The sequence below is a fragment of the Corynebacterium sp. HMSC076G08 genome (assembly GCF_001811515.1).
In the GTDB taxonomy this organism is placed as follows: Bacteria; Actinomycetota; Actinomycetes; order Mycobacteriales; family Mycobacteriaceae; genus Corynebacterium; species Corynebacterium hiratae.
In genome coordinates this window covers 41,853-65,568 of the sequence record NZ_KV805008.1, presented here as the reverse complement: position 1 = coordinate 65,568, position 23,716 = coordinate 41,853, and the positions used below count along the sequence as shown (strand labels likewise).

Annotated in this window: 25 protein-coding genes and 1 riboswitch; of the genes, 15 read left to right on the top strand and 10 right to left on the bottom strand. The window is 63.2% G+C overall.

Annotated features, from left to right (window positions below):
- Nucleotides 1-240: 240 nt before the first annotated feature.
- Nucleotides 241-765: a 30S ribosomal protein S16 gene (gene rpsP / locus HMPREF2806_RS00925; protein ID WP_046648030.1), complete on the top strand. Its 525-nt coding sequence runs from the start codon at nucleotides 241-243 to the stop codon at nucleotides 763-765.
- Nucleotides 766-818: 53 nt separating this feature from the next.
- On the opposite strand, the gene HMPREF2806_RS00920 is transcribed toward rpsP, so the two are convergent.
- Nucleotides 819-1,487, bottom strand: coding sequence for a TetR/AcrR family transcriptional regulator (locus tag HMPREF2806_RS00920; protein WP_046648031.1), 669 nt, complete (start codon nucleotides 1,485-1,487; stop codon nucleotides 819-821).
- A 23-nt stretch (nucleotides 1,488-1,510) separates the two neighbouring features.
- A complete protein-coding gene (locus HMPREF2806_RS00915; RefSeq protein WP_070515676.1) occupies nucleotides 1,511-1,909 on the bottom strand; it encodes a cupin domain-containing protein in 399 nt (132 codons plus the stop codon).
- Nucleotides 1,910-1,942: 33 nt separating this feature from the next.
- On the opposite strand from HMPREF2806_RS00915, the gene rimM reads away from it, so the two are divergent.
- Genes rimM through HMPREF2806_RS00895 form a run of 4 tightly spaced genes read left to right on the top strand, consistent with a single transcriptional unit; the run spans nucleotide 1,943 to nucleotide 5,985 of the window.
- Nucleotides 1,943-2,443: a ribosome maturation factor RimM gene (rimM, locus tag HMPREF2806_RS00910; RefSeq protein WP_070515674.1), complete on the top strand. Its 501-nt coding sequence runs from the start codon at nucleotides 1,943-1,945 to the stop codon at nucleotides 2,441-2,443.
- The gene (gene trmD, locus HMPREF2806_RS00905) at nucleotides 2,440-3,282 is read left to right on the top strand and encodes a tRNA (guanosine(37)-N1)-methyltransferase TrmD (RefSeq protein WP_070515672.1); all 843 of its coding nucleotides are present in this window, start codon (nucleotides 2,440-2,442) and stop codon (nucleotides 3,280-3,282) included. The genes rimM and trmD overlap by 4 nt, the downstream gene beginning before the upstream one ends.
- A gap of 1 nt (nucleotide 3,283) precedes the next feature.
- Nucleotides 3,284-3,652 (top strand): hypothetical protein, encoded by a 369-nt coding sequence (locus tag HMPREF2806_RS00900; protein WP_070515670.1) that lies wholly within the window; start codon nucleotides 3,284-3,286, stop codon nucleotides 3,650-3,652.
- A 41-nt stretch (nucleotides 3,653-3,693) separates the two neighbouring features.
- Nucleotides 3,694-5,985 carry a Tex family protein gene (locus HMPREF2806_RS00895; RefSeq protein ID WP_070515668.1) on the top strand — a complete coding sequence of 764 codons (2,292 nt, stop codon included), beginning with the start codon at nucleotides 3,694-3,696 and terminating at the stop codon, nucleotides 5,983-5,985.
- Between the two features lie 190 nt (nucleotides 5,986-6,175).
- Here the strand turns inward: HMPREF2806_RS00895 and HMPREF2806_RS00890 are convergent, their stop codons facing one another.
- A complete protein-coding gene (locus tag HMPREF2806_RS00890; RefSeq protein WP_070515666.1) occupies nucleotides 6,176-7,312 on the bottom strand; it encodes an HNH endonuclease signature motif containing protein in 1,137 nt (378 codons plus the stop codon).
- Nucleotides 7,313-7,631: 319 nt separating this feature from the next.
- On the opposite strand from HMPREF2806_RS00890, the gene HMPREF2806_RS00885 reads away from it, so the two are divergent.
- On the top strand, nucleotides 7,632-9,797 hold the full coding sequence (locus HMPREF2806_RS00885; RefSeq protein WP_070515664.1) for a YhgE/Pip domain-containing protein: 2,166 nt from the start codon (nucleotides 7,632-7,634) through the stop codon (nucleotides 9,795-9,797).
- On the opposite strand, the gene HMPREF2806_RS00880 is transcribed toward HMPREF2806_RS00885, so the two are convergent.
- The 6 genes from HMPREF2806_RS00880 to thiC form a co-directional block, all read right to left on the bottom strand.
- Nucleotides 9,794-10,852, bottom strand: coding sequence for a ThiF family adenylyltransferase (locus tag HMPREF2806_RS00880; RefSeq protein WP_046648039.1), 1,059 nt, complete (start codon nucleotides 10,850-10,852; stop codon nucleotides 9,794-9,796). The genes HMPREF2806_RS00885 and HMPREF2806_RS00880 overlap by 4 nt on opposite strands.
- 25 nt (nucleotides 10,853-10,877) lie before the next feature.
- Nucleotides 10,878-11,657 (bottom strand): thiazole synthase, encoded by a 780-nt coding sequence (locus HMPREF2806_RS00875; protein WP_046648040.1) that lies wholly within the window; start codon nucleotides 11,655-11,657, stop codon nucleotides 10,878-10,880.
- 7 nt (nucleotides 11,658-11,664) lie between these two features.
- A complete protein-coding gene (gene thiS / locus HMPREF2806_RS00870; RefSeq protein WP_046648041.1) occupies nucleotides 11,665-11,862 on the bottom strand; it encodes a sulfur carrier protein ThiS in 198 nt (65 codons plus the stop codon).
- A complete protein-coding gene (gene thiO / locus HMPREF2806_RS00865; RefSeq protein ID WP_049155378.1) occupies nucleotides 11,859-13,004 on the bottom strand; it encodes a glycine oxidase ThiO in 1,146 nt (381 codons plus the stop codon). Before thiO ends, thiS begins: the two co-directional genes overlap by 4 nt.
- A complete protein-coding gene (locus HMPREF2806_RS00860; protein WP_049155381.1) occupies nucleotides 13,001-13,651 on the bottom strand; it encodes a thiamine phosphate synthase in 651 nt (216 codons plus the stop codon). Before HMPREF2806_RS00860 ends, thiO begins: the two co-directional genes overlap by 4 nt.
- Nucleotides 13,644-15,446, bottom strand: a complete 1,803-nt coding sequence (gene thiC, locus HMPREF2806_RS00855; protein ID WP_070515662.1) for a phosphomethylpyrimidine synthase ThiC — start codon at nucleotides 15,444-15,446, stop codon at nucleotides 13,644-13,646. Before thiC ends, HMPREF2806_RS00860 begins: the two co-directional genes overlap by 8 nt.
- A riboswitch (TPP riboswitch) is annotated at nucleotides 15,442-15,556 on the bottom strand. Its footprint overlaps the gene before it by 5 nt.
- 173 nt (nucleotides 15,557-15,729) lie before the next feature.
- Here thiC and rplS point away from each other — a divergent pair.
- The 9 genes from rplS (at nucleotide 15,730) to HMPREF2806_RS00810 (ending at nucleotide 22,982) form a co-directional block, all read left to right on the top strand.
- Nucleotides 15,730-16,074, top strand: a complete 345-nt coding sequence (rplS, locus tag HMPREF2806_RS00850) for a 50S ribosomal protein L19 (RefSeq protein WP_046648044.1) — start codon at nucleotides 15,730-15,732, stop codon at nucleotides 16,072-16,074.
- A gap of 236 nt (nucleotides 16,075-16,310) precedes the next feature.
- Nucleotides 16,311-17,006, top strand: a complete 696-nt coding sequence (gene lepB / locus HMPREF2806_RS00845; RefSeq protein ID WP_158396197.1) for a signal peptidase I — start codon at nucleotides 16,311-16,313, stop codon at nucleotides 17,004-17,006.
- Complete coding sequence (lepB, locus tag HMPREF2806_RS00840) at nucleotides 16,984-17,685, top strand: signal peptidase I (protein WP_070515661.1); 702 nt, start codon at nucleotides 16,984-16,986, stop codon at nucleotides 17,683-17,685. Before lepB (HMPREF2806_RS00845) ends, lepB (HMPREF2806_RS00840) begins: the two co-directional genes overlap by 23 nt.
- A gap of 5 nt (nucleotides 17,686-17,690) precedes the next feature.
- The gene (locus HMPREF2806_RS00835) at nucleotides 17,691-18,332 is read left to right on the top strand and encodes a ribonuclease HII (protein ID WP_046648047.1); all 642 of its coding nucleotides are present in this window, start codon (nucleotides 17,691-17,693) and stop codon (nucleotides 18,330-18,332) included.
- Nucleotides 18,333-18,419: 87 nt separating this feature from the next.
- Nucleotides 18,420-18,725 (top strand): DUF2469 domain-containing protein, encoded by a 306-nt coding sequence (locus HMPREF2806_RS00830; protein ID WP_005528899.1) that lies wholly within the window; start codon nucleotides 18,420-18,422, stop codon nucleotides 18,723-18,725.
- 207 nt (nucleotides 18,726-18,932) lie between these two features.
- Nucleotides 18,933-19,370, top strand: coding sequence for a YraN family protein (locus tag HMPREF2806_RS00825; protein WP_049155384.1), 438 nt, complete (start codon nucleotides 18,933-18,935; stop codon nucleotides 19,368-19,370).
- On the top strand, nucleotides 19,357-20,880 hold the full coding sequence (locus HMPREF2806_RS00820; protein WP_049155386.1) for a YifB family Mg chelatase-like AAA ATPase: 1,524 nt from the start codon (nucleotides 19,357-19,359) through the stop codon (nucleotides 20,878-20,880). Before HMPREF2806_RS00825 ends, HMPREF2806_RS00820 begins: the two co-directional genes overlap by 14 nt.
- Nucleotides 20,877-22,055, top strand: coding sequence for a DNA-processing protein DprA (gene dprA, locus HMPREF2806_RS00815; RefSeq protein ID WP_049155388.1), 1,179 nt, complete (start codon nucleotides 20,877-20,879; stop codon nucleotides 22,053-22,055). Before HMPREF2806_RS00820 ends, dprA begins: the two co-directional genes overlap by 4 nt.
- 15 nt (nucleotides 22,056-22,070) lie before the next feature.
- Nucleotides 22,071-22,982, top strand: coding sequence for a tyrosine recombinase XerC (locus HMPREF2806_RS00810; RefSeq protein WP_049155390.1), 912 nt, complete (start codon nucleotides 22,071-22,073; stop codon nucleotides 22,980-22,982).
- Here the strand turns inward: HMPREF2806_RS00810 and HMPREF2806_RS00805 are convergent.
- Entirely contained in the window at nucleotides 22,945-23,451 is a 507-nt protein-coding gene (locus HMPREF2806_RS00805) for a M23 family metallopeptidase (RefSeq protein WP_070515659.1), read from the bottom strand. The two genes, HMPREF2806_RS00810 and HMPREF2806_RS00805, sit on opposite strands and share 38 nt — an antisense overlap.
- Nucleotides 23,452-23,716 lie beyond the last annotated feature (265 nt).

Below are 23,716 nucleotides of genomic sequence, written 5' to 3'. Positions count from 1 at the left end.
GGGGTAAGGCCTAACTCTGCAAGAGCTAAAGGGAATTTCCTATCTCGTGTGGGTTCCGCTAAAGTTGTTGAGGTTGTTCACGCACCGCGTGGAGGACACGTAAAACTTCATCTCTGCGTAACGCCGGTACCGCCTACGGACGGCCGGCACGTCACGCGCAGGATAAATCCAAGGGTTGAACCGGCGCGCCAGAAAGCGGCGCGTGTCTGAACTGCCCGGTGACTAGAAAAGGAGCCAATCATGGCCGTTAAGATCAAGCTGCAGCGTATGGGTAAGATCCGCAACGCTGAGTACCGCGTCATCGTCGCTGATGCACGCACCCGCCGCTCCGGCAAGGCTATCGAGAACATCGGTATCTACCAGCCGAAGCAGGAGCCGTCCCTGATCCAGATCGATTCCGAGCGCGCTCAGTACTGGCTGGGTGTCGGCGCACAGCCGACCGAGCCGGTTCTCGCACTGCTCAAGGTGACCGGTGACTGGCAGAAGTTCAAGGGTCTGCCGGGCGCAGAGGGCACCTTGAAGGTTGCTGAGCCGAAGCCGTCCAAGCTGGACCTCTTCAACGCTGCTCTGGCTGAGGCCAACAACGGCCCGACCATCGAGGCCATCACCGAGAAGAAGCGCAAGGCCAAGGAAGAGGCTGAGGCTAAGGCTGCCGCCGAGAAGGCTGCTGAGGAAGCCGCTGCCGCTGAGGCTGCTAAGGCCGAGGAAGAGGCCGCTAAGGCTGAAGAGGCCGACTCCGCTGAGGCTGAGGAGTCCGCAGAGTAATTCCTGCACTCCAAACGTAATATCCCCGCTGACCAGTAGGTCGCGGGGATTATCTAGTTTTTCGGCCGTGGGAGGCGGACCTCCAGAGGGTTTTCGAAGTCCAAGCCGCGGACAGCGGAGGCAATAACTGACTGCGCCATAGCTTCCACCTTTTCCTCCGGTAGCGACCCCAAATGACCGCTGAGGCACAAGACCGTGAAGCCGTGCACCGTTGACCAGCCGGCCAGGCAATTTTGCATCATGTGCTGCCTCTTGGGTTGCTGGCCGATGGATCGCGCGTACTGCTCCATGTAGCCGTAGAAATTGAACATGGCTTGCACACGTGGATCTTCGCCGGGCCCCTCAGCCGCGGCTACGAGCCCGGCCGGAATATCAAAGCTGCTCGCGGCCATCATGCACATAAAGAAGTGCGGCTCTTCCAAGGCGTGGTGGAAGTAGGTGAAACCGGCCGCCATCATCTTGTCAATGATGGTGCCCTCAGTCGTTTCGAAGGTATCGCTGAGCTTGTTGATGAGTTCGTAGGTGGCGACGGCCCCGACGGCGTCGAGAAGCGCGGCTTGGTCCTTGAAGTGACGGTAGGCGGCGGTGGGGGAGACGCCCACCGCGCGCGTTGCGGCGCGAATCGTCACAGCCTCCGGTCCGCCCTCCCGGCCGAGCTTAATGGCCTCCCGGAGGATCTCTTCATGCAAATTTCCATGGTGATACGGCTTCGAACTACTCACGATCTTAGAATCGTACTAAAAGTCTAGACATTCGCGCCAGTGTTCGGTGTCAACATGGTGAGCAGCATGAGTGCAGGTTCCTCGCTACATGTCACCGCATGCGGCACGTACGCCGGAAGGTGCACTATGCGTCCGGGAGCGAGCACCTCATCTTGTTCCCCGCAACTAAAAATCACCGATCCCTGGAGCACCTGGACGGTGATGGGGTGCGCGGCCTTGTGATCAGGTAGGTCTTGTCCAGGCAGGAAGGAGAAGAGGATGAGGTTTGCGCCGTCGGCACTGAGGACCCTCTTAACGGCTGGTCTGGGGCGTGTGGGGTTCGGCTCGGGGGCCTCATCGAGCAGATTCAGCGTTGTGAGGGCGGCACTGTTGTGGGAGGCGTCGCCAAAGGTGGTTGCATCATTGATGGGAAGCTCAGTCATGCCGCCCCAGCGTAGCCCGTTAAGCTAGCAGGCATGGAACTACTCATTGGTCGCGTGGTGAAATCCCACGGCATTAAAGGCGAGGTCTCCGTCGAGGTGACCACCGATTCCCCGGAGACCCGATTCGCCGTCGGCGAGGTTCTCCACGGCACACAAGGCAAAAAGGAGCACGAACTCACCATCGCAGCGGTGCGTGCCCACAAGGGGCGCCTGCTCATCACCTTTAAGGAAATCCCGGACCGCACGGCCGCGGACTCGCTGCGTGGCACCCAGTTCTTTGCCGAGCCCCTGGATGATCCGGAAGATGACGGCTTCTATGACCACGAGTTAGAAGGGCTGCGCGTCCTCCTCGATGGCATAGAGGTGGGCGAGGTGACCGGCGTGACCCACGGCCCCACGCAGTCCCTCCTGGAGGTCACGCTCACCGATGGCAAAGAAGCGCTCGTCCCCTTCGTGGAGGAGATCGTGCCGGAGGTCGATCTGGAGGAAGGAACCTGCACGATTACCCCACCGGAGGGGCTGCTCGACCTATGAGAATCGACGTTGTCACCATCTTTCCGGAGTACCTCGACCCGCTGCGCCACGCATTGCTGGGCAAGGCCATCGAGCAGGGGAAGCTCGCGGTGGGCGTGCATGACCTGCGCCAGTGGGCCACCGACGTGCATAAATCCGTCGATGATTCCCCCTATGGCGGCGGGCCCGGCATGGTGATGAAGCCAGAGGTGTGGGGGCCCGCGCTTGACGACGTCTCCTCCGGCACCGCCTCCACTCAGGACCTGCAGAGCGCTCTGCCGCACCTGAGCAAGCCGCGCCACGACGATATCCATGGCGTCGAGGCGCGCTCCTATAGCGAAAGCGAGGGGTCGGATAAGCCGCTGCTCATCGTGCCGACTCCCGCGGGAGAGCCTTTTACTCAGGCTGATGCGCAAACGTGGTCTGCGGAGGAGCACATTGTCTTTGCGTGCGGGCGCTACGAGGGCATCGACCAGCGCGTCGTCGACGATGCGCAGCACCGTTACCGCGTACGCGAGGTCTCCATCGGCGACTACGTGCTCATCGGAGGTGAGGTGGCCGTGCTGGTCATCGCCGAAGCCGTCGTGCGCCTCATCCCTGGTGTGCTGGGGAACCGGCGCTCGCACGAAGAAGATTCCTTCTCCGATGGCCTGCTGGAGGGGCCCAGCTACACCAAGCCGCGCGAGTGGCGTGGCCTGGCGGTGCCGGACGTGCTGACCTCCGGTGACCACGCCCGTGTGGACCGGTGGCGCCGCGAGCAGTCGCTGGCGCGGACGTGGCAGCGCCGCCCAGAGCTGCTGGATGCAGCGGAGCTAAGTGACGCCGATCGCGCCTACCTGGAAACCTTAAAGGAGGATTGAGATGGACGTCAGCACTGACTTGTCAATACTTATGACTGAGGCTGAATGGAACAAGGTCCTCGAAGGTATGCCGCAGCGTTTGCGTGAAGGCGGAGTCGAACCGCAGGACATCAACGCCGAGGTCGTGTCATTTACCTGCGAACCCGACAACATTCTGGTCAACGAGTACATGGATAAGCACGGCCAGCCGCCGGTGAGCGAACACGTGTGGCGCGTCATCGTCAACGGTACCTCTGACCTGCCGCTGACCAAGGTCACCGCGGCCGTCGCGGACTGTTTGCCGCCGCACACATTGTGGTACGGGACCTCCGAGATCGGCCACACCGAGTTTGGCCTGGGTACTTCCTGCGCGTGGCAGGGCGGGGTATAGGGTAGGAAGGTCTTTTAGTCCCCGACCCATAAAGAGGTTTTGTGAATATCGCAGCCACCATCGCTGGAGAGCTGGGCGTCAAAGAGCAGTTTGTCGAAGCCGCCCTCAAGCTCATGGCGGAAGGTAACACCGTTCCGTTCATCGCCCGTTACCGCAAGGAAGCCACCGGCGGGCTGGATGACTCGCAGCTGCGTATCATCGAGGAGCGCTCGACCTACCTGCGGGAACTGGAGGAGCGCAAGGAAACGGTGCTCGCCGCGATTGAGGAGCAGGGCAAGCTGACCGACGAGCTGCGTGCCCTCATCCAAGGCTGCGAAACCAAGGCGCGCCTGGAGGATCTGTACCTGCCGTATAAGAAGCGCCGCAAGACCAAGGCGGATATCGCGCGTGAGGCCGGCCTGGAGCCGCTGACCGACAAACTCATTGAGAACCCTTCGGCGGATCCGGCCGAGCTGGCAGGGGAGTACCTCACTGAAGGCTTCGAGGAAGCGAAGAAAGCCCTCGAGGGCGCTCGCGCTATCTTGGTGGACCGTTTTGCGCTGGATGCGGACCTCGTCGGCGAAGTGCGCGAGCGCATGTACACCAGCGGTTCCATGAACGCCGGCGTGGTCGAGGGTAAGGAAACCGAGGGCGCGAAGTTCAAGGACTACTTCGAGTTCTCTGAGCCTTTCGACAAGCTTCCCTCGCACCGCATCTTGGCGCTGCTGCGCGGTGAGAACGAGGGCGTGCTGCAGCTCAACCTCGATGCCGGCGATGACGCCATCTACGAGGGCATGATCGCAGATCGCTTCGACCTAGACGTTGACACCTCCCGCTGGCTTGCCGACGCCGTCCACTGGGGCTGGCGCACCAAACTCTCCATCTCCTCGGGCCTCGACGTGCGCATGCGCCTGAAAGAGAAGGCGGAGGAAGGCGCGCTCAAGGTTTTCGCGACCAACCTGCGCGATGTTCTGCTGGCGGCCCCGGCGGGCCAGCGCGCGACGCTGGGCTTGGACCCGGGCTACCGCAACGGCGTCAAGTGTGCGGTCGTCGACCCGACGGGCAAGGTCCTTGCCACCACCATCGTCTACCCGCACCAGCCGCAGCAGAAGTGGGCTGAGGCGGTGAGAGAGTTGGCGTCGTTAAGCGCGGCTCATTCGGTGGACCTCATGGCAATTGGTAATGGCACCGCGTCGCGGGAGACGGAGAAGCTTGCCGGTGAAGTCGCGGACCTCATCGCGCAGGCGGGTGGGAAGCGGCCGAGCCCGGTCGTGGTGTCGGAGGCGGGCGCGTCGGTGTATTCGGCTTCGCAGCTGGCGGCCGATGAGTTCCCCGACATGGATGTCTCACTGCGCGGCGCGGTGTCCATCGCGCGCCGCCTGCAGGACCCGCTGGCGGAGCTGGTGAAGATTGACCCGAAGGCCATTGGCGTGGGGCAGTACCAACATGACGTCAACCAGGTCGCACTCGCGCGCACGCTCGATGGCGTGGTGGAAGACGCGGTGAATGGCGTCGGCGTGGACCTGAACACGGCGTCGGCCCCGCTGCTGGAGCGCGTGGCTGGTGTGAACTCCACGATTGCGGCCAACATCGTGGCCTACCGCGATGAGAATGGCACGTTTGCCTCGCGCAAGGAGCTGAAGAAGGTGCCGCGCTTGGGGCCGAAGGCTTTCGAGCAGGCGGCGGGCTTCCTGCGCATCAATGGCGGTAAGGATCCGCTCGATGCCTCGGCCGTGCACCCGGAGGCCTACCCGGTGGTGGCGCGCATCGCGGAGAAGACTGGTCTGGGGGTCTCGGAGCTCATCGGCAATTCGCGGGTGTTGACGAAGCTGTCGCCGGCGGACTTCGCCGACGACACCTTCGGTGTGCCGACGGTGACGGATATCATCGCGGAGCTGGACAAGCCGGGCCGCGACCCGCGCCCGGAGTTTAAGACCGCGACGTTCAAGGAGGGCGTGGATAAGGTCTCGGACTTGAAACCGGGCATGATTCTGGAGGGCACCGTGACCAACGTTGCGGCCTTCGGTGCGTTCGTCGACGTCGGAGTGCACCAAGACGGCCTTGTGCACGTCTCTGCGATGAGCCACAAGTTCGTCTCTGACCCGCATGATGTGGTCCGTTCTGGCCAGGTGGTGAAGGTCAAGGTCATGGAGGTCGACGTGGAGCGCCAGCGCATTGGTTTGTCGCTGCGGCTGGATGACGAACCCGGCCAGCCCGCCCCCAAGCGCCGCAACGGCGGCGGCCGTTCCGAGGGGCGAGGCGGCCGTTCCGGCCGGCGCAACGGTGGGCGTGGCCGCGCGGACCGCGGCGGCGGTGGCTCGATGGCCGATGCCCTCAAGAAAGCCGGCTTTTAAAACTCACCTAGTCACGCGCCACAAACCCCTGACTGTTCAAACGGTTGGGGGTTCGTGAGTTTTTCGGCGGGCTGTTCTGTACGGACGGTGCATTGGACAAGCCCGTGGGATGGAGCGATCGCCGAAGGCGCGGAAGACCTTCTAAACGTTGAGGTTTCCGCGTGGCCCAGGGCTGAGTCCGCCGTAAAGATTATTCGGGCGGCGCAGTGCTGGGTGGCGATGGGTGTGTGTCCGGCGGATCGGGTGGTTGGCCTGGAGGAGTGCGCGTCGGGCTCGTGACCTGCCGGTTTATGGCTTCTTGGTAGGCAGGCTGCCCGGTAATCGGTGTTCCCCAGGGCGGGATATAGTCAACGGGTCCTCTCAACCGAAAGACATAGCCTCGGCCGGTCGGGCTGGTGGGGTCATCGTCGTTGATGCCGTTGTGGTAGGCGCACAGCATGGTCAGGTTGGGCGGGTTGGTCTCCCCGCCTGCCTGCCAGGGAATGATGTGGTGGACTTGGCAGTAGTCCGCCGGTTTATTGCAGTCCTCGATAGCGCAGGTGGGGTGTTCGGCGCTGGCCATGATGCGCTGCTCGAGGCTGGCAAAGCGCGAAAGTCGGTGCAACCACACCGGCCCGATGGTGGGGTGGACCAATGTGGCGTAGCCAGTTTCGGCGAACTTGTAGGTGAGAAACTCTGCGCCACTCATGCGCCCGCCGTTGGTGAGCTCGAGTTCGATGTCGTCGCCGTCATGGCGGACGACTTTGTCGAGCTCGTCGAGCGTTATCACGACGTTGGTTCCCACCGCCGGCCGCGAGCCCACGCCTTCTTTGAAGAAAACCTGGTGGGTGGCGTCCAGGAGGTCGGCGGGGTTGATGGACTCGAGTGTGCTGCGAATGGTGGATATGTTCAGAGCGGTATCGGTAACCGTGAGCGAGTGCGGGCCATTCTTGCGGTAGGTCAGCCGCACCCCTGGTGAAGGCACGCGTTTGGGCCTGAGCTCCTTCAAGCGCTCCACCGCCACTGAAGCAACCCGTTCTGAAGGCGTGGATGCCAGCGCGACGCGCAAATTCCAGACATCGAGCTGTTTCTTCAACTTGGCGGTGTAGGACTCAATCAGGTTCAACGTGGCCAGGTCGTGGCCCTGGCGTTGGGCCGCCTGACGCGCTGCGCGCTGCTTTCCGGTGAAGCGGGTATCGCCGAAATAAATGGCATGAAGCGACGCCAGCTCCGCGGCATCACCGGCCGAGGCGCCGAGCGCACGTAAGCCTTCGGGTGTGCTGGTTGCTGCTTCCACCAACGCAATCCCCGAATTGCGAAGGCGGATGTAGGTTTCGATATCCCCCATGGGCACAGAGACTAAAACAGGCCTTAATGCCTCGCAACCGGAGGAGAAAACGCCCTGTTCATGTGCCTCATAACTTGGATCTCACGCGGGAATGGCCAGCACCCACACGGCCAAACGCAGCCCCGAGCTCGTAATCCACGCGAGAATAACTGGACTGGGCGCAATGACACGAATGGCTATAAGTTCACAGGGCCAACATATCAAGTGGTATGTTTGGTGAAACAAATGAACTAGCGTCCCGCTCATCTTTGTTCTGCCGCTGAAAGTCCTGGGCAGAAGGTTAAGAGCGGACCTGAGCTATCACTATAAGGAGGCGGGAATGAGCCGTGAGACTGAAGAAGACCGGAAGAATGGTTCTTCGCCTGGTCGGGCGAATGAGGGGAGTGCTGCGACCCGCGACAGCGAAGCCATGGGCTGGCACCGCGTCCTGGATTGGCGCCCCACGAGTACCGTGTCGCGCGTGCTCATCGTTTTTCTTCTCGTTGCACCGCTGATCGTCGCCGGCACCATGATGTGGGCCATGTGGGACCCGTCAAAGTACATGCGCAACATTGACCTGGCGGTGGTGAATGAGGATGCGGGCGTCGAGAAGCAGGGCAAATACACCAATTACGGTGATCAGGTCGTCGAAGGCCTGTTGGAGACGGGGTACCTGAACTTCGCCGAGGTCAGCAAAGACGATGGGGACGAGGGGTTGCTCAAGGGCAAGTACCTCATGGTGGTGACCATCCCGGAGAACTTTTCCGAGCAGGCCGTCACCATCATCAGCGATAAACCAGTCAAACCGGAGATTCATTTCGCCACCAATGATTATTACGGCACGAATGGCTCGGTGATTTCCTCCAGCCTCATCCCGCAGGTCCAGACCAGCGTGGAAAATGCGATTTCCAAGAAATACGCCGACCAGGTCATCGAAGGTCTCAACAAACTCAGCGACGGCCTAGGCACCGCGGCGGAGGGCGCCGGCCGTCTCGATGAGGGTGCGGGCAAATTGCAGGAAGGCGGCGGGCGCGCGGTCGAGGGAATCGCCAAGCTGGACGCCGGCGCGGGCGATCTCAACAACGGTACGGGCCAGCTGCTGGACGGCACGAACCGCTTGAATGACGGAGTAGGACGCCTCAGCGATGGCGCCGCGCAGCTCGATGATGGCGCCGCCCAGCTTGCCGACGGCTCCGACAAACTCCTTGCCGGCACCGGCCGCCTAGCGGATGGCGCGGGTCAGATCGACGGCGGTGTTAACCAGCTCACGGGCATGCTCATCCCGGTGCTCAAGCAGGCGCAGGCTGTGGCCCCGGCACTCCTGCAGCTTGTCGACGTCCTCCGCGGCCTCGGCATGCACCAACAAGCTGAGCAGCTTTATTCACTGGTCTCCAAGCTGGACCCGGCCGCCAGCGGCAACATGGTGGCGCAGTTGGAGAAGCTTTCTGCCGGCACCGGCCAGCTCTACTACAACCTGGCTGATCCCAATTCGGAGTACCTGGGCGGCATGATGGCTCTTAATGACGGTGCGCACCGCTTGTCCGATGGTTCCCAGCAGCTGCGTGCGGGTGTTGGCGAACTGAGCGACGGTGCCGCCCAGCTGAAGGACGGTGCTTCCCGCTTGCACGAGGGCACCGGCACGTTGAAGGATGGCACGAGCCAGCTCGCCGCCGGTGGCACGGAGTTGAAGGATGGCATGGACCAGCTCAAGGCGGGCTCGAACGAATTGGCCACCAAGCTTGCCGACGGCGCCGCCAAGGCCCCCTCCATTACCCAGCCGGATACGTCTGCGCAGAACATGGCCGTGCCCATCAACTTCACCTCCTCCAACCTTCACCCAGTGCAGACGGTGGTCGACCCGGTCGATCCAACCCAGAAGAACATCACCGGTGGCGTATCGATGCTCTTCGTGCTCGTCTTCGGATTCCTCGTCATGCTGCTGGTTGCCATGACACTGCCGTACTACCTGGGGCGCCGGGGCGAGTCGGCCACGAGCCCGGTGCGCGGTATCCTCGCAGCCTTTGGAGTCGTGGCGGGCTTGAATTTCCTCGTCCTAGCCTTCATGGCCTTCATGTCCTCCATGATGGGATGGTCACCGGCGAGCTGGCCGATGATGCTGCTAGTTATCGCCGCCATCGCCGCCGTGGGGGCGGCGACCTACCAGTTCTTCCTGGTCACCTTTGGACGCAAGATCGGCGCCATCTTCGCCGTAGGTGCGTTCGCTCTGGGCATCATGGTCTTCGGCGGTGTATGGCCGGTGGCGGCGATTCCGCGCCCGTTGAGCATGCTGCATCCTTTCCACCCGATGTCCTATGCGAAGAATGCCTTTACTCGCGCCACCGACGGCATCCACGACGGAACTTTCTGGGCCGGTATTGCAGTGTTGTTTATTGTGACTGCCCTCGCACTGGTGGCTTCCTGCGTGGTCTTCCGGGCTCGCCACCATGGCACCGCCCGAATTGTGGACGAGCACCTCTTCCGCGCTCCGGCGGTGGTCGACGCCTAGTAATCGCGAGACGCGAGCCCACCCGGAAGGTTACGCAGCTCGATGCCCATATCCGCTGCCAGATCGGCGTAGCGTAGGACGAAGCCAGCGCTGCGCCCACCGGAGGGGCAGGCAACGTAGACCAGTTCGGAAGAGCACGAAGCGAGCGCACGGCGCACGGCATCATCATCGGTGACGGTATGCCAGGGCAGTGACACCGTGGCATCAGGAAAGCCGGTGTTCTCGGAGATATCGAGGAGGGCGGCGTGGCCGTCGCGAAGCTCAGGCGGAAAGCTGCGCTCTCCGGGCAAGGTGCTGACCAGCGGGCGCGCAGGATCCGGGCCGACTGTGAGCGTGCGGAAACTACCGGGCAGCGCCTCATAGGACGTAACACGGCCACGCAGCTCCTCATGGTGCGGAAGCTTCCCCAACCAGCCCAGCGTCGCGGTGGCCATGAGCCCCGCGATGACGGACGTCGTAGCACCCAGGACCCCAGCCGTGGAGCACTCGAGCGCCTCGCCCTCCGGCGGGGCGGGGAAGAGATCACGCAAGCCCACCCCGCGCCCGTCAGCGCAGTCCTTACCGGAATGCCACAGCGCGGCCTGCCCGCCGTAGCGCAGCACGGTTCCCCAAGCCAGCGGGGTAGAGGTGAGCTCGCAGGCGTCTGCGACGAGGTACTTCGTGTCGAAGGTATCTGAGCCATCGAGGACGAGGTCGGCCTCGGCGCAGAGGTCAAGAACAGTAGAGGAAGTCAGCCGCGCGTTGAGCGCGGTGATTTGCAGCTCGGGGGCAAGCTCGCGGGCGCGCGCGGCGGCTACCTCGGCCTTGGGCTTGCCGACGTCCCCCGCACCAAACAGCACCTGCCTGTGCAGGTTGCTGATATCGACGGTATCGGAATCGATGAGCGTGATGCGCCCGATGCCTGCCGCCGCGAGCTGCTGGAGAGCCGGGCAGCCCAGCCCGCCGGCGCCCACGACGAGCAGGTGCGCCGCGTGGAGCCGCTCCTGCGCCGCGTCACCGAAGCCTGGTAGAAGGCGCTGGCGCGAGGTGCGGGCGAGTTCATCTTTGCTGAGCATGGATCCAGTCAACTGCGTCACGGGCCTAGAGAACTTGGTCGGCCCAGGAGGCTAGGCCCTCGAAGGTGGAGGATGCCTGGGCATGTTCGCGCTGCGGGATACGACCGGCGCTGCGCGCGAGTCGTCCCGCTTCGACGGCGTGGCGCATGGCGGTGGCCATGGCTTCCGGATCTTGGCAGCGGTTGACTGCGCTGGCGAGCAGCACGCCGGAGCAGCCGAGCTCCATGGCGAGGGTGGCATCGGAGGCGGTGCCGATGCCGGCGTCGACAAGCACGGGCACCGAGGCACGTGAGCAGATGAGCTCGAGGTTGTGCGGGTTGAGGATGCCCAGCCCGGTGCCGATGGGGGCGCCCAGCGGCATGACGGCCGCAGCGCCCGCATCCTCGAGGCGCTGGGCGGCCACGGGATCGTCGCTGGTGTAGGCCAGCACGGTGAAACCTTCGGCGCTGAGCAGTTCGGTGGCGTCGAGGGTCTCCACGACATCGGGCAGGAGCGTGTGCTCGTCGGCGATGACTTCTACCTTGACCCAGGATGTCCCCAGCGCCTCGCGGGCCATGCGGGCGGTGAGCACGGCCTCGCGCGCGGTGCGGCAGCCGGCGGTGTTGGGCAACGGAGCGATGCCCAGCCGGCGCAACAGGTCGAAGATGCTCTCACCGTCACGGGTACCAGCGTGGCGGCGCATGGCCACGGTGGTCAGCTCGGTTCCGGAGGCGACGAGCGCGCGCTCCAAGGCCTCATGGCTCGTGGCCCCACCGGTGCCCATGATGAGGTGGGAAGAAAAGGTGGTATCGGCGATGGTGAGCATGTAGTTTCTAGCCTCCCTGAACAGCGGTGAGGACTTCCACGGTCGCGCCTTCGGTGAGTGGGGTGGACTCCCACTGCGAGCGTGGAACGACCTGCTCGGACAGTGCCACGGCGGTGCCGTCGGCGTCGATGCCTTTTTCTTCCAGCAGTTGGGCGACGGTGTCTGCTGCCGTGTCATAGGGCTGACCGTTAAAGATCAGAATCATTGTTGCTCCTTGAGGTGTCGTAGGGGATCACATGCGGTGAGATCGATGCTGGGTTCGGTGCCTTCGATGAGCTCGCGGGTACAGCGCGCGGCCAGAGCCGTCAGCAGAATGCCGTGGCGGAAATAGCCGGTGGAGATGACGAGCTTGTCGCTGACGCGGCCGAGATACGGCAAGTCATCCGGAGTGCCAGGGCGGGCACCCGCGCTGGCCTCGAGGAATTCGCATTCTTCGATGGCGGGGAGGATGCGGATGGCGTCGCGAAGCAGCGCGTAGACACCGCCGGCCTGGGCCGTGGCAAGCGTGTCCTCGCGGGTTGTAGCGCCGACCGCGAGGGTGCCATCGCCGCGGGGGATGAGGTAGATGGGGCGGTCCTCCACGAAACCGCGGACCACGCGGGTGAGCAGCGGCTGGAGCTCGTCCGGTACGCGCAGTCGCAGGATATCTCCGTATACTGGGCGCAGGTGGAGCGGGGAGCGATGGAGCCCAGCCGAGGCTGCCCAGTCGATGTCGCGTGCTCCCAGGCCTGCTGCGAGCACCACATCGTCGGCGTGGAATTGGCCTGCGGGAGTGCTCACGACGCCAGTGGCGGCGTCAATAGACTGCGCTGCCGTACGGAAGAAACGCACACCGAGTGCTTGGGCAGCGCTGATGAGGGCAGCTGTCCACTGGCGGGGGAAGACCTGCGTGTCACCCGGGATGCTGACGGCCCCGGCCAAGCGTGGTGACAGCAACGGTTCGGCGCGCCGGGCTTCGCGCACGGTGATGCGCTCGACCTCCATGCCGTGGAGGGACTGATAATCCGCCAGCTCGGTGAGGTGCTGAGCATCCGCGCGGTCGGCGGCGATGACAAGGGTGCCCTCGGCGCGGTAGCCAGTGGGGACCTCCGTGTGGGCGGCAACCAGATCGATAAGCTCTGGGTACCACGCGCCGGAGGCACGCATCAGCGGGAAGAGAGGATCCTGCTGGTAGACCACCTCGGCGGCAGGGGCGAGCATGCCGCCGGCGAAGTGGGTAGCTCCGGAGGCTGGCGCCGGATCCAGCACCGTGACCTTAAAGCCCCGCGCGGCCAGTTCCACGGCGGTGGCCAGACCGATGACGCCCGCGCCGACGACGATGACTGAGGATTCAGAGCTAGTAGTCATCGCGCACCTTCATCAAAACCGGCAAGCAGCTCGCGGCAGTAGGCTTCCGGGTCCTCGGCGTGCATGATGCCGCGCACGACGGCTAGGCCGGCCACGCCGGTTGCCGCCAGATCGGCGGCATCGTCAGCAGTGACATCACCGATAGCCACGAGCGGTACGCGGGAGAGCTTCACCAACTCCGGGTAGGCGTGAAGTCCCAGCGGCGAGCGGCCGGAGTCCTTCGTTGGGGTCGCGCGGAACGGGCCGCAGCCGATGTAGTCAATGACATCTGCGACGTCATTGGCAGCCTCGACCAACTCGCGGGTGCCGGTGGTCAGACCGATAATCGCATCCGGCCCCAACAACGCGCGGGCGGCGGCCACGGGCAGATCGTCCTGGCCAACATGCACGCCGTGCACCGGCTCGCCGGCGTGGCGTAGGGCGGCGGCGACGTCCACGCGGTCGTCGATAAGCACGCGCGTTTCTGGGTTGGCCTGTGCCACCGCGCGGGCTACCTCTCGACCCAGATGGTAGAGGTCGCGGGCGGAAATCGGCTTGGAGCGCACCTGTACCACCCCGGCACCGCCCCGGGCCGCTGCGGCAGCGATGCGCACGATCTCCGCAGACGTGCCTGCACCTGTGACGAAGTAGCAGCGAAGATCAGGCATGCGTGGTTTCTTCCTCCTGATAGAGCTGAGATCCCTGAGCCTTAAACTCTTCCGACATCTGCTTCTCACCGGCACGGGCAGCGGCCACAACCTCGGGATCGATGGCGTCCTTACCCGGGAAACTTGGCATACCAAGGGAATCGGAGAAGGTATCTCGGATGTCCTGGCTGATGCGCATAGAGCAGAACTTCGGGCCGCACATGGAACAGAAGTGTGCGGTCTTGGCCGGTTCGGCGGGCAGAGTCTCATCGTGATAAGCCTGCGCGGTGTCTGGGTCGAGGGAGAGCGCGAACTGGTCGTGCCAGCGGAACTCAAAGCGAGCCTTGCTCATCGCGTCATCCCAGGCGCGCGCACCTGGGTGGCCCTTGGCCACGTCGGCGGCATGGGCGGCAAGCTTATAGGTGATGACGCCGGTCTTGACGTCATCGCGGTTGGGCAGCCCCAAGTGCTCCTTCGGGGTGACGTAGCACAGCATGGCCGTACCACCCATGGCGATGTGCGCCGCGCCAATGGCGGAGGTGATGTGGTCATAGCCCGGGGCGATATCCGTAACCAGCGGGCCCAGCGTGTAGAAGGGAGCGTCCGAAGCCCAGTCCTGCTCGAGCTCGTTATTTTCCTGAATCATGTTGAGCGGGACGTGGCCCGGGCCTTCCACCATGACCTGGACGTCATACTCCCAGGCGCGCCGGGTGAGCTCACCGATGGTCTTGAGCTCGGCGAACTGGGCGGTGTCGTTGGCATCCGCTAGGGAGCCGGGGCGCAGGCCATCGCCGAGCGAGAATGCGACGTCGTAGCGCGCAAAAATCTCACAGAGTTCGTCGAAGTTTTCATAGAGGAAGGACTCCTTATGGTGCGCCAGGCACCAGCCCGCCATGATGGAGCCGCCGCGGGACACAATGCCGGTAACACGGTTCGTGGTCAACGGCACATAGGGCAGCAGCACGCCGGCGTGCACGGTCATGTAATCCACGCCCTGCTCGCACTGTTCGATGACGGTATCGCGGAAAATCTCCCACGTCAGGTCCTCTGCGACGCCATTAACCTTCTCCAGCGCCTGGTAGATGGGCACGGTGCCGATGGGGACCGGTGAGTTGCGCAGGATCCACTCGCGCGTGGTGTGGATGTCATCACCGGTGGAGAGGTCCATCACGGTATCCGCGCCCCAGCGGGTGGCCCAGCGCAGTTTGGATACTTCCTCCTCAATGGAGGAGGTCACCGCGGAGTTGCCGATGTTGGCGTTGATTTTGGTGAGGAACTTCCGTCCGATGATCATCGGCTCTGATTCCGGGTGGTTCACGTTATTGGGCAGAATGGCGCGGCCACGAGCGATCTCGGAACGCACGAACTCTGGGTCGCAGTGCTCGCGCAGGGCCACGAACTCCATCTCCTTGGTGATGATCCCCTGGCGTGCGTAGTGCATCTGGGTAACGCGCTTGCCTTCCTTCGCACGCAGCGGCTGGCGACGCTCCCCCTTCCACTCCAAGGAAGCCGCACCGCGGCGCTCGGCCGAGCGGCCATCGTCAGCAAGGTTGCGTGCGCGGCCCTCATACTCTTCAACGTCTCCGCGCTCCGCAATCCATTCGGCGCGCAGGGCCGGCAGGCCTACTTCAGGCTCACACTCCGGGCCGCGCGTGCGGTAGATGCGGAAGGGTTCGTTGGGCCCTGTGGGGGAATCATCCAGCTGGATTTCCGTCTCAGGCACCTCGAGGCCCTTCTCCCGGATGGGGGAGTAGGAGTGCTTGGGGTGGATCTCTCCGGAGTCGGAGGACTGGATGGGGTTATGGGTAGCCGTCATGGCTGCTCCTCTCTTCCTTCGCTGGTGCTAACCAGACAGGTTCGAACGGTGCAGGCGCGGTATCAGCGCCACTCTCAGCCCACTTCCCGTGGGCACCCGTGGGGTATCAGTGCGTCACCCACCTTAGAGCCCCCGGTGGGCAGGTGTCAGGCGTTTGGGGCAATTTGTTCTGCGGGGGTGGGGTGTGGAAAGATAGCGATGTTCTGTGTAATAGGCACGAACCGGTCAGCCACCGTGAGGTGGCGCTAGGGTCCTCTGTCTTAAACTGAAAAGGAAAACACCAATGGCAAACCTCATTGACAAGGTTGATGCAGCTTCGCTGCGCGACGATATCCCGTCCTTCCGCCCGGGCGATACCCTTGACGTCAACGTCAAGGTCATCGAGGGCAGCACCGAGCGTACCCAGCTCTTCAAGGGTGTCTGCATCCGCCGTCAGGGCGACGGCATCCGCGAGACCTTCACCGTGCGTAAGGTTTCCTTCGGCATCGGCGTTGAGCGTACCTTCCCGGTTCACTCCCCGAACATTGCCTCCATCGAGGTAGTTCGTCGCGGCCGTGTCCGCCGCGCCAAGCTGTACTACCTGCGCGACCTGCGTGGCAAGAAGGCCCGCATCAAGGAGCGCCGCTAATTTACAGCGCGTCACAGCCCTTCGCCTTATCCTCATCGCGAGGAAAGGTGAAGGGCTTTCTTTTTTGGCTTCATCCTTCTAGCGCGCGCCGCGCGGGGCCCACAAGGCCCGTGAGGATAAGACACATTGCTAGGATTTAGTCCGTGGAAAAAGAAAACGACTTTACTGAAGGTTCCCAGGGCGCTGGGGGAGAGGCGTCGGAAAGCGCGGCATCCCCAACTGAGGACAAGAAGCAGATGCCTTGGTTGCTGGAGACTGTCATCGTGGTGGTCTGTGTGCTCGCGGTCGTTGGAGTTTTCCAGAACTTCGTGGGCCGGCAGTATGTCATCCCGTCCGGCTCCATGGAGCCGACACTGCACGGCTGCGAAGGGTGTAACAACGACCGTATCTTCACCGAGAAGGTTTCCTATTACGGCGACAAGAGCCCGGAGCCTGGTGATGTCGTGGTCTTTAAGGGGACCCCGGACTGGGACAGCAATTGGGTGTCGCCACGCTCCGATAACCCGGTGATCCACCGTATCCAGGATGCCCTGAGCTACGTGTCGCTCACCCCGCCCGACGAGAACACCTTGGTAAAGCGCGTCATTGCCACCGGTGGCCAGACGGTGTCCTGCCAGGAGGGGGATCCGGCAGTCATGGTGGATGGCAAGCCTATTGAGCAGGATTATGTGCAGGATCCGCCAACCTATCGCGTTGATGAGACCACCGGTTCCTACGCCTGCGGCGGCGCGTATTTTGGCCCCGTGACCGTGCCTGAGGGAAATATCTGGGTAATGGGAGATAACCGCACGGCCTCCGCGGACTCGCGTTATCACATGCAGGATGAGTACCAAGGAACTATCCCGCTGGAAAACGTTCGCGGCAAGGTGATGTTCATCTTCTTCCCCTTCAACCGCATCGGTGGAGTCGATGACCCGGACATCCAGTCCTAGAGTTCGCGATGTCCTGTGGGCGCTGGCAGTTACCTTCGTGGCGCTGGCGCTGATTCAGGCCTTCGTGGGCAGGATGTACCTCATCCCGTCCTCCTCCATGGAACCCACACTGCATGGCTGCCCGGGATGTACGAATGACCGCATCGCCGTGCAGAAGGTGAGCTATTACTTCAACGACCCGCGTCCTGGGGAGGTCGTGGTCTTTTCCGGGCCAGACTCGTGGAACACGTCTTTTGAGGTGAAGCGTTCCCGCAACGTGCTCCTGCGCGGCATACAAAACCTTGGTGCCGCCGTGGGGCTCGTGCCGAACGGCGACAATATCTTGGTCAAGCGGGTCATCGCCACCGGTGGGCAGACCGTGTCGTGCCAGGAGGGGGATCCAGCCGTGATGGTGGATGGCAAGCCCACCAACCAGGACTTCGTTCTGAATCCGCCGGAGATACCTGTTGATGAACGCGTGGGCTCGCAGGCCTGCGGTGGCGCCTACTTTGGTCCCGTCACGGTCCCGGAGGGTCACCTGTGGGTCATGGGAGACAATCGCACAAACTCGCTGGATTCGCGCGCGCACCTCGGAGACAAACTGCAGGGCACCGTTCCTGTGGAGAACGTTCGCGGGAAGGTTGCCGCCGTGGTGATGCCGTTCAGCCGCGCCCAGACTATCGATGCTCAACCGGTGTAAACGCTATGCGCCGTCTCAAACAGAAGAGAACCTATGAGGTTGCGCTCTCCAAGGCGGGGCTGGGGCCTGTCGCGGGGGTGGATGAAGCCGGGCGTGGGGCCTGCTGCGGGCCGGTGACGATTGCCGCGTGCATTTTGCCCGATCGCATCATTCCCGGTTTGGAGCGGCTCGATGACTCGAAGAAGCTCACGCCGGCGGCCAGGGAGAAGCTGGAGCCGCTGATCAAACGTCGCGCGCTGGCGTGGTCGGTGGTGCACGTGGGAGCAAAGGACATCGATGCCTTTGGCATCCAGCACGCCAACCTGTCGGGGATGCGCCGCGCGGTGGCACAGCTTAAGGTCCGACCGGGCTATGTGCTGAGCGACGCCCTCTTTGTCCCCGGCCTGCCTACCCCGCAACTGCCGATCATCGGCGGCGATACTGCCGCACGCTGCATCGCTGCGGCAAGCGTTGTGGCCAAGGTGTCTCGTGATCGCTTGATGGATGAGCTCGCGCAGCGCTACCCGGGCTATGCCTTGGAATCGCATAAGGGGTATGGCACCGCCGCACACCAAGAGGCCATCGTGCAGTTGGGAGCGACGCCGGAGCACCGCATGAGTTATCGCAACGTTGCTGGGGCTCATGCGCAATTCCTCGCGCGCGCCTGAAGCCTGAGGCGGGGTGCGGGAACTAAGCTGGTGCTCAATCTGTGACACCGTGATCCCGGTTGATTGTGAGCGAAGGAGAAGCACACCGTGAGCGCTGAGGAACTCGATAACTACGAGGCTGAAGTCGAGCTGTCGCTGTACCGCGAATACCGCGATGTAGTCAGCCAATTCTCCTATGTGGTGGAAACCGAACGCAGGTTTTACCTGGCCAATGCGGTCGAGCTCATTCCGCATACGTCTGGACCGGACGTCTATTACGAGGTCCGCATGTCCGATGCATGGGTATGGGATATGTACCGCTCGGCGCGCTTTGTGCGCTACGTCCGTGTGATCACTTACAAGGACGTCAACATTGAAGAGCTGGACAAGCCGGACTTTGTCCTCCCAGAGTAAAGCTCATGTGCGGGGTGCGGGTGCCAATAAAGTGGTGAGCCCGGACTAGTTATCCACAGATTTGGTGGGGGGAGGCTCAAAGCTCTCGCCAGGGGGATACCGAGTGAGGTGTTCTGGAAGTGCCGTAAGGGGGTGTGCGGCACAGGAATTGTCTTGTGTCGTGCTTGCGGCGTGTTGTGTACACGTTCAATTCCAAGGAGCACCATAATGACAAAAAATCTAGCGACTTCCGTGCATTCACCGAGCGTGGGGCAGACCATCCGCCCTGCGGATGCACTGGGGAAAGCGGGGGAGAAGTTCGCCGCTGACTTTTACCGAGCGCGCGGGGCTCAGGTGATAGCCGCGAACGTCCACTACCGTGTGGGCGAGCTCGACCTCGTTGTGCGCGAGCCTGATGGAACCATCGTCTTCTGTGAAGTTAAAACCCGGGCAACCCGCAACTTTGGCGTCGCTGAAGCGGTAACACCGCGCAAGCTGAAGCGCCTTCGCAAGGCTGCCGCGCAGTGGCTGAGCGCAAGGCGGAGTACTACCCAGCCCTTAAGCAAGGTTCGCTTTGATGTACTCGGGCTCGTGTCCACAGGGGCTGAGAAGGGGGAAACCTTCGACGTGGAGTATTTCCAGGGAGTTGACCATGGCTCTCGGTAGGTGCGACACGATTGCGCTAGATGGCGTGCTGGCCAGGGTGGTCACCGTGGAAGCCAACGTGGGTCCCGGGCTGCCCGGTGTCCATGTGGTGGGACTGGGTGATGCCGCGATTTCGGAGTCGCGGGATCGCATCCGGACCGCGGTGAGCAACTCGCACCTACCGTGGCCGAAAACAAAGGTCGTGGTGTCCATGTCACCAGCATCGTTGCCCAAGGCCGGCGCACATTTCGATCTCCCCATGGCGCTGGCTATCTTAGCGGCAGGCCAGAGCGAGAAAAGTCGGCTCAGCGGGGCGCTCGTGCTCGGCGAGTTGGGACTGGACGGGCAGGTTCGCCCGGTCTCCGGCATCATCCCGGCGATTCTGGCGGCGCGCTCGCAAGGCTATGACACGCTGATCATTCCGGTTGGTAATGCGGCGGAAGCAGCATTGGTTCCCGGCATGCGAGTGCTGGTTGCCGAAACCCTCTGGGATGCTTTCGCTTGGGTATGCGGGAGTGATTGCCTGCCGGACGCGCAGCTGATCACGCACGCTGCGGCGCCCGCGCGCGAACAAGTTGCAGACTTCAGCGAAGTAGCCGGACAGCGGGAAGCCAAGTGGGCAGCAGAGGTTGCCGCGGCTGGCGGCCATCACGTGATGATGGTGGGGCCACCTGGTTCCGGCAAATCAATGATTGCTTCGCGTTTGCCGGGCATCCTTCCGCGCTTGACCACGGAAGAAGCGGTGGAGGCTACCGCGATCCACTCGGTGGCGGGAGCCGTTGGCACCGCGATTTCCCGGGCCCCTTTCATCGCGCCGCACGCTTCGGTCACGAGGGCCGCGCTGATTGGCGGTGGATCGGGGCGCCCGCGGCCAGGTGCGGTGAGTCTGGCGCACCATGGAGTGCTTTTTCTCGACGAGGTCAGCGAGGTTCCGGCGCAAGTACTGGATAGCTTGCGCGCACCGCTGGAAGAAGGACAGGTGCGCCTGACTCGGGCTAGCCGCGAGGTAATTTTTCCCGCCCGCTTTCAACTGGTGTTGGCTGCGAACCCGTGCCGCTGTGGCGCTGAGGAACCGTCACGCTGCGAATGCCGGGCAGCAGACAGGATGAACTACCTATCCAACCTTTCGGGCCCATTGCGCGACCGCCTCGACATCATTGTGTCTTTGTCTGGGCAATCCGCGGTACTGCACCCAGAAGGGGAGGAAACCTCCGCAGACATTGCTCAACGTGTGTCCGCTGCCAGGGAACGGATGAAGGCGCGCTGGGAGGCCGATGGGCTGGGAAGCGTAGTCAATGGCGCCGTGTCCGCCTCCTACTTGCGACGTCATCGCCCAGCAGCGGAGTCGGCCATGATTATGCTTGCTGCCTACTTGGCTGAAGGGGAGCTCAGCCAGCGTGGGGTGGATCGTGTGCTGCGCTTGGCGTGGACGTTGGCGGACCTCGATGGAACCGCCCGTCCTGAGCTTGACCACGTCAGCCGCGCACTCGATCTCCGTGGCGCTGACACGATCGAAAGGCTGGCCGCATGAGCGAACTCAACGTGTCGACCAGCCGTCACACCTGGGCCTACCTCAACCGCGTGGTGGAAGGACCCTCACCAACCCTCCACGGTCTGCTGACCCAATACCCGGCTGAGGAGATAGCGCGAGGAATCTATAAGGGAGAGGACTGGATCGGACCCCTGCGGCAGGCTACGGCATCGCGGCGGGACTGGCTACGACAAGACGAAGACCTCGCCGCCGCAGAGGCGGTCGGAGCCCGGCTCATCACACTCGATGACGCGGAGTGGCCCGGGGAGGAATTTGCCCGTGCCTTTGGGTTCTACCACCAGGGGCTCGTCGATGCCCCGGCGACGTTTGATGACCAAGCAGTCCCGCCCCACAGCCTCTGGGTTCGCGGCGGGAACCTGCGCGAAGCGGTAGCCCAATCCGTTGCCCTGGTGGGCACGCGCGCCGTGAGCCGGTACGGCTGGGAGGTGGGCTCACTTCTGGCTGGTGGCCTCGCAGCGCACCAATGGACCGTGGTGTCCGGTGGGGCAGTGGGGGTTGATACAGCGGTGCACGAGGCAGCTCTCGACGCAGGTGGGCAGACCGTCGCGGTAGCAGCCTGCGGTATCGACATTTCCTACCCGGCGCGCAATGCGCGTCTCTTTGACAGGATCGCCGGGAATGGGTGCATCGTGTCCGAGTTCGCGCCGGGCACACGGCCACAGCGCTTCCGCTTCTTGTCCCGCAACCGCCTCGTGGCGGCGATGACCAGCGGCACCGTGGTGGTGGAAGCCGGGTTTCGTTCTGGTGCGTTAAACACGCTGAACTGGGCGGAGGCCCTGGGCCGGGTTGCCATGGCGGTACCGGGCCCAGTCACGACGTCTGGGTCCTTGGGGTGCCACCAACGCATCCAGGATGGGCGAGCGCAACTGGTGGCCTCAGTCGATGAAATACGCGGACTCGTGGGCAAAGTCGGGGAAGTAGACGCTGCGGGTCAGTATGAACTTGAGTTCCAGCCAACCCCGGTACAACGCTTGTCCCGCAATGAGCTCAAAGTGTATGACTCCACTCCGCCGGAAAGCGCGGAGGAAGGAGCGAGTGCGGAGGATATCGCGGCTGCTGCGGGAATGCGGGTGGCGCTGACCATCCACCTGCTCGTGGCGATGCAAAAGATGGGGGTGATAACGCGCTCGGGCGCGATGTGGCAGCGCACCTGAGTACACTCATGTGACATGAGTGGAGCATGTGGTAACAGTGAGCGGCGCGTGGGTGGCCAGCTGGAGGAAGCGATCGAGGACTTTGCGGATTATCAGCGCATTGTCCGCGGTCGCTCCGAGGCGACCGTCCGTGGCTACTGTTCAGACCTGCGCCTGCTGGCTGCCGACGTCCCGAGTTTCTCGTCATTTACTCTGAACGCCCTTCGCGCATGGCTGGCGGGTGCCGTCGATGAGGGAAAATCTCGCTCCACGCTGGCGCGGCGTACCGCAGCGGTGCGCGCCTTTTCCACGTGGGCCGCGCGTGAGGGGCACCTCGAGACTGATGTCGCCCAGCGCCTGGCTACGCCCAAGGTGGGCAAGCATCTGCCCACTGTGATGTCGCCCGCCGCCGCCGGGGAGCTGATGGGCAATGCCGTTTCCGCCGATGAGATCCATTTCCTGCGTGATAGCGCCATGCTCGAGTTTCTCTATGCCACCGGCGCGCGCGTAGCCGAATTGGTGAGCTTGGACATCGGGGATGTGGATCTTTCCCGCCGCACCGCGCGCGTGACTGGTAAGGGCAATAAGCAGCGCGTCGTTCCCTTCGGGGACGCGGCCCACGACGCGCTGCGCGCCTGGCTGAAGACGGGGCGCCCCGAGCTCGCCGGTGAAACGGAAGCGGTCTTCGTGGGCACGCGCGGACGCCGAATCGATGCGCGCCAGGTCCGCCGCGTCGTCGAACGCGCCGCACAAGTCACGGGCGCGCCGGGGCTCACCCCGCACGGCCTACGCCACTCCGCGGCTACGCATCTGCTCGAGGGCGGGGCCGATTTACGCATCGTGCAAGAGTTGCTCGGCCATTCTTCTCTGCAGACCACGCAGGTCTATACGCACGTTTCTGCCCAGCGCCTTAAGGACGTCTACGCTCGCTCCCACCCGCGGGCTTGAGTCGAATGACGGGCTCGCCGAGGAGATCCAGCGGGTTGATGTAGTCCTCGCGACCTTTAATTGCGCCCCAATGGAGTCCCGGATAGCCATCCACGGACGGCGCGAGCGTGCCGATCACGTCTCCTTCCTGCACTCGGTCACCTTTCTTAACCCGCGCGAACACTGGTTGATAAGTGGTGCGTAGGCCGTTGCCATGAGCAATCGAAAGGGCTGGCTTACCCGCTATGGAGCCTGCGAAGTACACAACGCCGTCGCCAGCGGCACGCACCTTACCGCCGACGGGCAGATCCAGATCGACACCGCGGTGCCCGGCCATCCACCGCTTCTCAGGAGGTTCGAAGCCACGCAAGACACGCGAAGCAACCGGCTCCCCAGTGGTGGGGTCGACGAAGGCGGCGGCGAGGGGGACGTCGGCAAGCGCGGCCCAAACGCATAGCAGGGCAGATAAACAAAGTAGACGGTGACGCATGACCTCAAGCCTGCGCGTGAGCGCGGCTCGAGGGAAGAGCGTGCGGTCGACCTGTGGATAACTCGTTACAGAAGTAACCCATGGTGCGCTAGGGAAAAGTTCGTTAAGCCTGTCAACAATCCAGCGGAGGTGATTCGGTCGCGTCGTTTGGAATCACCGTGTGTGCAGTACTAAGCTAGCCCACAGCAGTCTGTGCTCGGCACCGAATGGTTACCACATGGACTGACTACGCGCGGCGAAGTAGTCGCTTCCTGGGTTAAGGAAG

What these genes read in the sequence shown, in the direction of transcription:
- HMPREF2806_RS00805 (WP_070515659.1), bottom strand. Translation starts at nt 23,451, where the DNA reads ATGCGTCACCGTCTACTTTGTTTATCTGCCCTGCTATGCGTTTGGGCC.
- rpsP (WP_046648030.1), top strand. Translation starts at nt 241, where the DNA reads ATGGCCGTTAAGATCAAGCTGCAGCGTATGGGTAAGATCCGCAACGCT.
- HMPREF2806_RS00875 (WP_046648040.1), bottom strand. Translation starts at nt 11,657, where the DNA reads ATGCTCACCATCGCCGATACCACCTTTTCTTCCCACCTCATCATGGGC.
- HMPREF2806_RS00890 (WP_070515666.1), bottom strand. Translation starts at nt 7,312, where the DNA reads ATGGGGGATATCGAAACCTACATCCGCCTTCGCAATTCGGGGATTGCG.
- lepB (WP_158396197.1), top strand. Translation starts at nt 16,311, where the DNA reads ATGCCTTGGTTGCTGGAGACTGTCATCGTGGTGGTCTGTGTGCTCGCG.
- thiO (WP_049155378.1), bottom strand. Translation starts at nt 13,004, where the DNA reads ATGACTACTAGCTCTGAATCCTCAGTCATCGTCGTCGGCGCGGGCGTC.
- lepB (WP_070515661.1), top strand. Translation starts at nt 16,984, where the DNA reads ATGACCCGGACATCCAGTCCTAGAGTTCGCGATGTCCTGTGGGCGCTG.
- rplS (WP_046648044.1), top strand. Translation starts at nt 15,730, where the DNA reads ATGGCAAACCTCATTGACAAGGTTGATGCAGCTTCGCTGCGCGACGAT.
- dprA (WP_049155388.1), top strand. Translation starts at nt 20,877, where the DNA reads ATGAGCGAACTCAACGTGTCGACCAGCCGTCACACCTGGGCCTACCTC.
- HMPREF2806_RS00835 (WP_046648047.1), top strand. Translation starts at nt 17,691, where the DNA reads ATGCGCCGTCTCAAACAGAAGAGAACCTATGAGGTTGCGCTCTCCAAG.
- thiC (WP_070515662.1), bottom strand. Translation starts at nt 15,446, where the DNA reads ATGACGGCTACCCATAACCCCATCCAGTCCTCCGACTCCGGAGAGATC.
- trmD (WP_070515672.1), top strand. Translation starts at nt 2,440, where the DNA reads ATGAGAATCGACGTTGTCACCATCTTTCCGGAGTACCTCGACCCGCTG.
- HMPREF2806_RS00880 (WP_046648039.1), bottom strand. Translation starts at nt 10,852, where the DNA reads ATGCTCAGCAAAGATGAACTCGCCCGCACCTCGCGCCAGCGCCTTCTA.
- HMPREF2806_RS00810 (WP_049155390.1), top strand. Translation starts at nt 22,071, where the DNA reads ATGAGTGGAGCATGTGGTAACAGTGAGCGGCGCGTGGGTGGCCAGCTG.
- HMPREF2806_RS00860 (WP_049155381.1), bottom strand. Translation starts at nt 13,651, where the DNA reads ATGCCTGATCTTCGCTGCTACTTCGTCACAGGTGCAGGCACGTCTGCG.
- HMPREF2806_RS00885 (WP_070515664.1), top strand. Translation starts at nt 7,632, where the DNA reads ATGAGCCGTGAGACTGAAGAAGACCGGAAGAATGGTTCTTCGCCTGGT.
- thiS (WP_046648041.1), bottom strand. Translation starts at nt 11,862, where the DNA reads ATGATTCTGATCTTTAACGGTCAGCCCTATGACACGGCAGCAGACACC.
- HMPREF2806_RS00900 (WP_070515670.1), top strand. Translation starts at nt 3,284, where the DNA reads ATGGACGTCAGCACTGACTTGTCAATACTTATGACTGAGGCTGAATGG.
- rimM (WP_070515674.1), top strand. Translation starts at nt 1,943, where the DNA reads ATGGAACTACTCATTGGTCGCGTGGTGAAATCCCACGGCATTAAAGGC.
- HMPREF2806_RS00915 (WP_070515676.1), bottom strand. Translation starts at nt 1,909, where the DNA reads ATGACTGAGCTTCCCATCAATGATGCAACCACCTTTGGCGACGCCTCC.
- HMPREF2806_RS00820 (WP_049155386.1), top strand. Translation starts at nt 19,357, where the DNA reads ATGGCTCTCGGTAGGTGCGACACGATTGCGCTAGATGGCGTGCTGGCC.
- HMPREF2806_RS00825 (WP_049155384.1), top strand. Translation starts at nt 18,933, where the DNA reads ATGACAAAAAATCTAGCGACTTCCGTGCATTCACCGAGCGTGGGGCAG.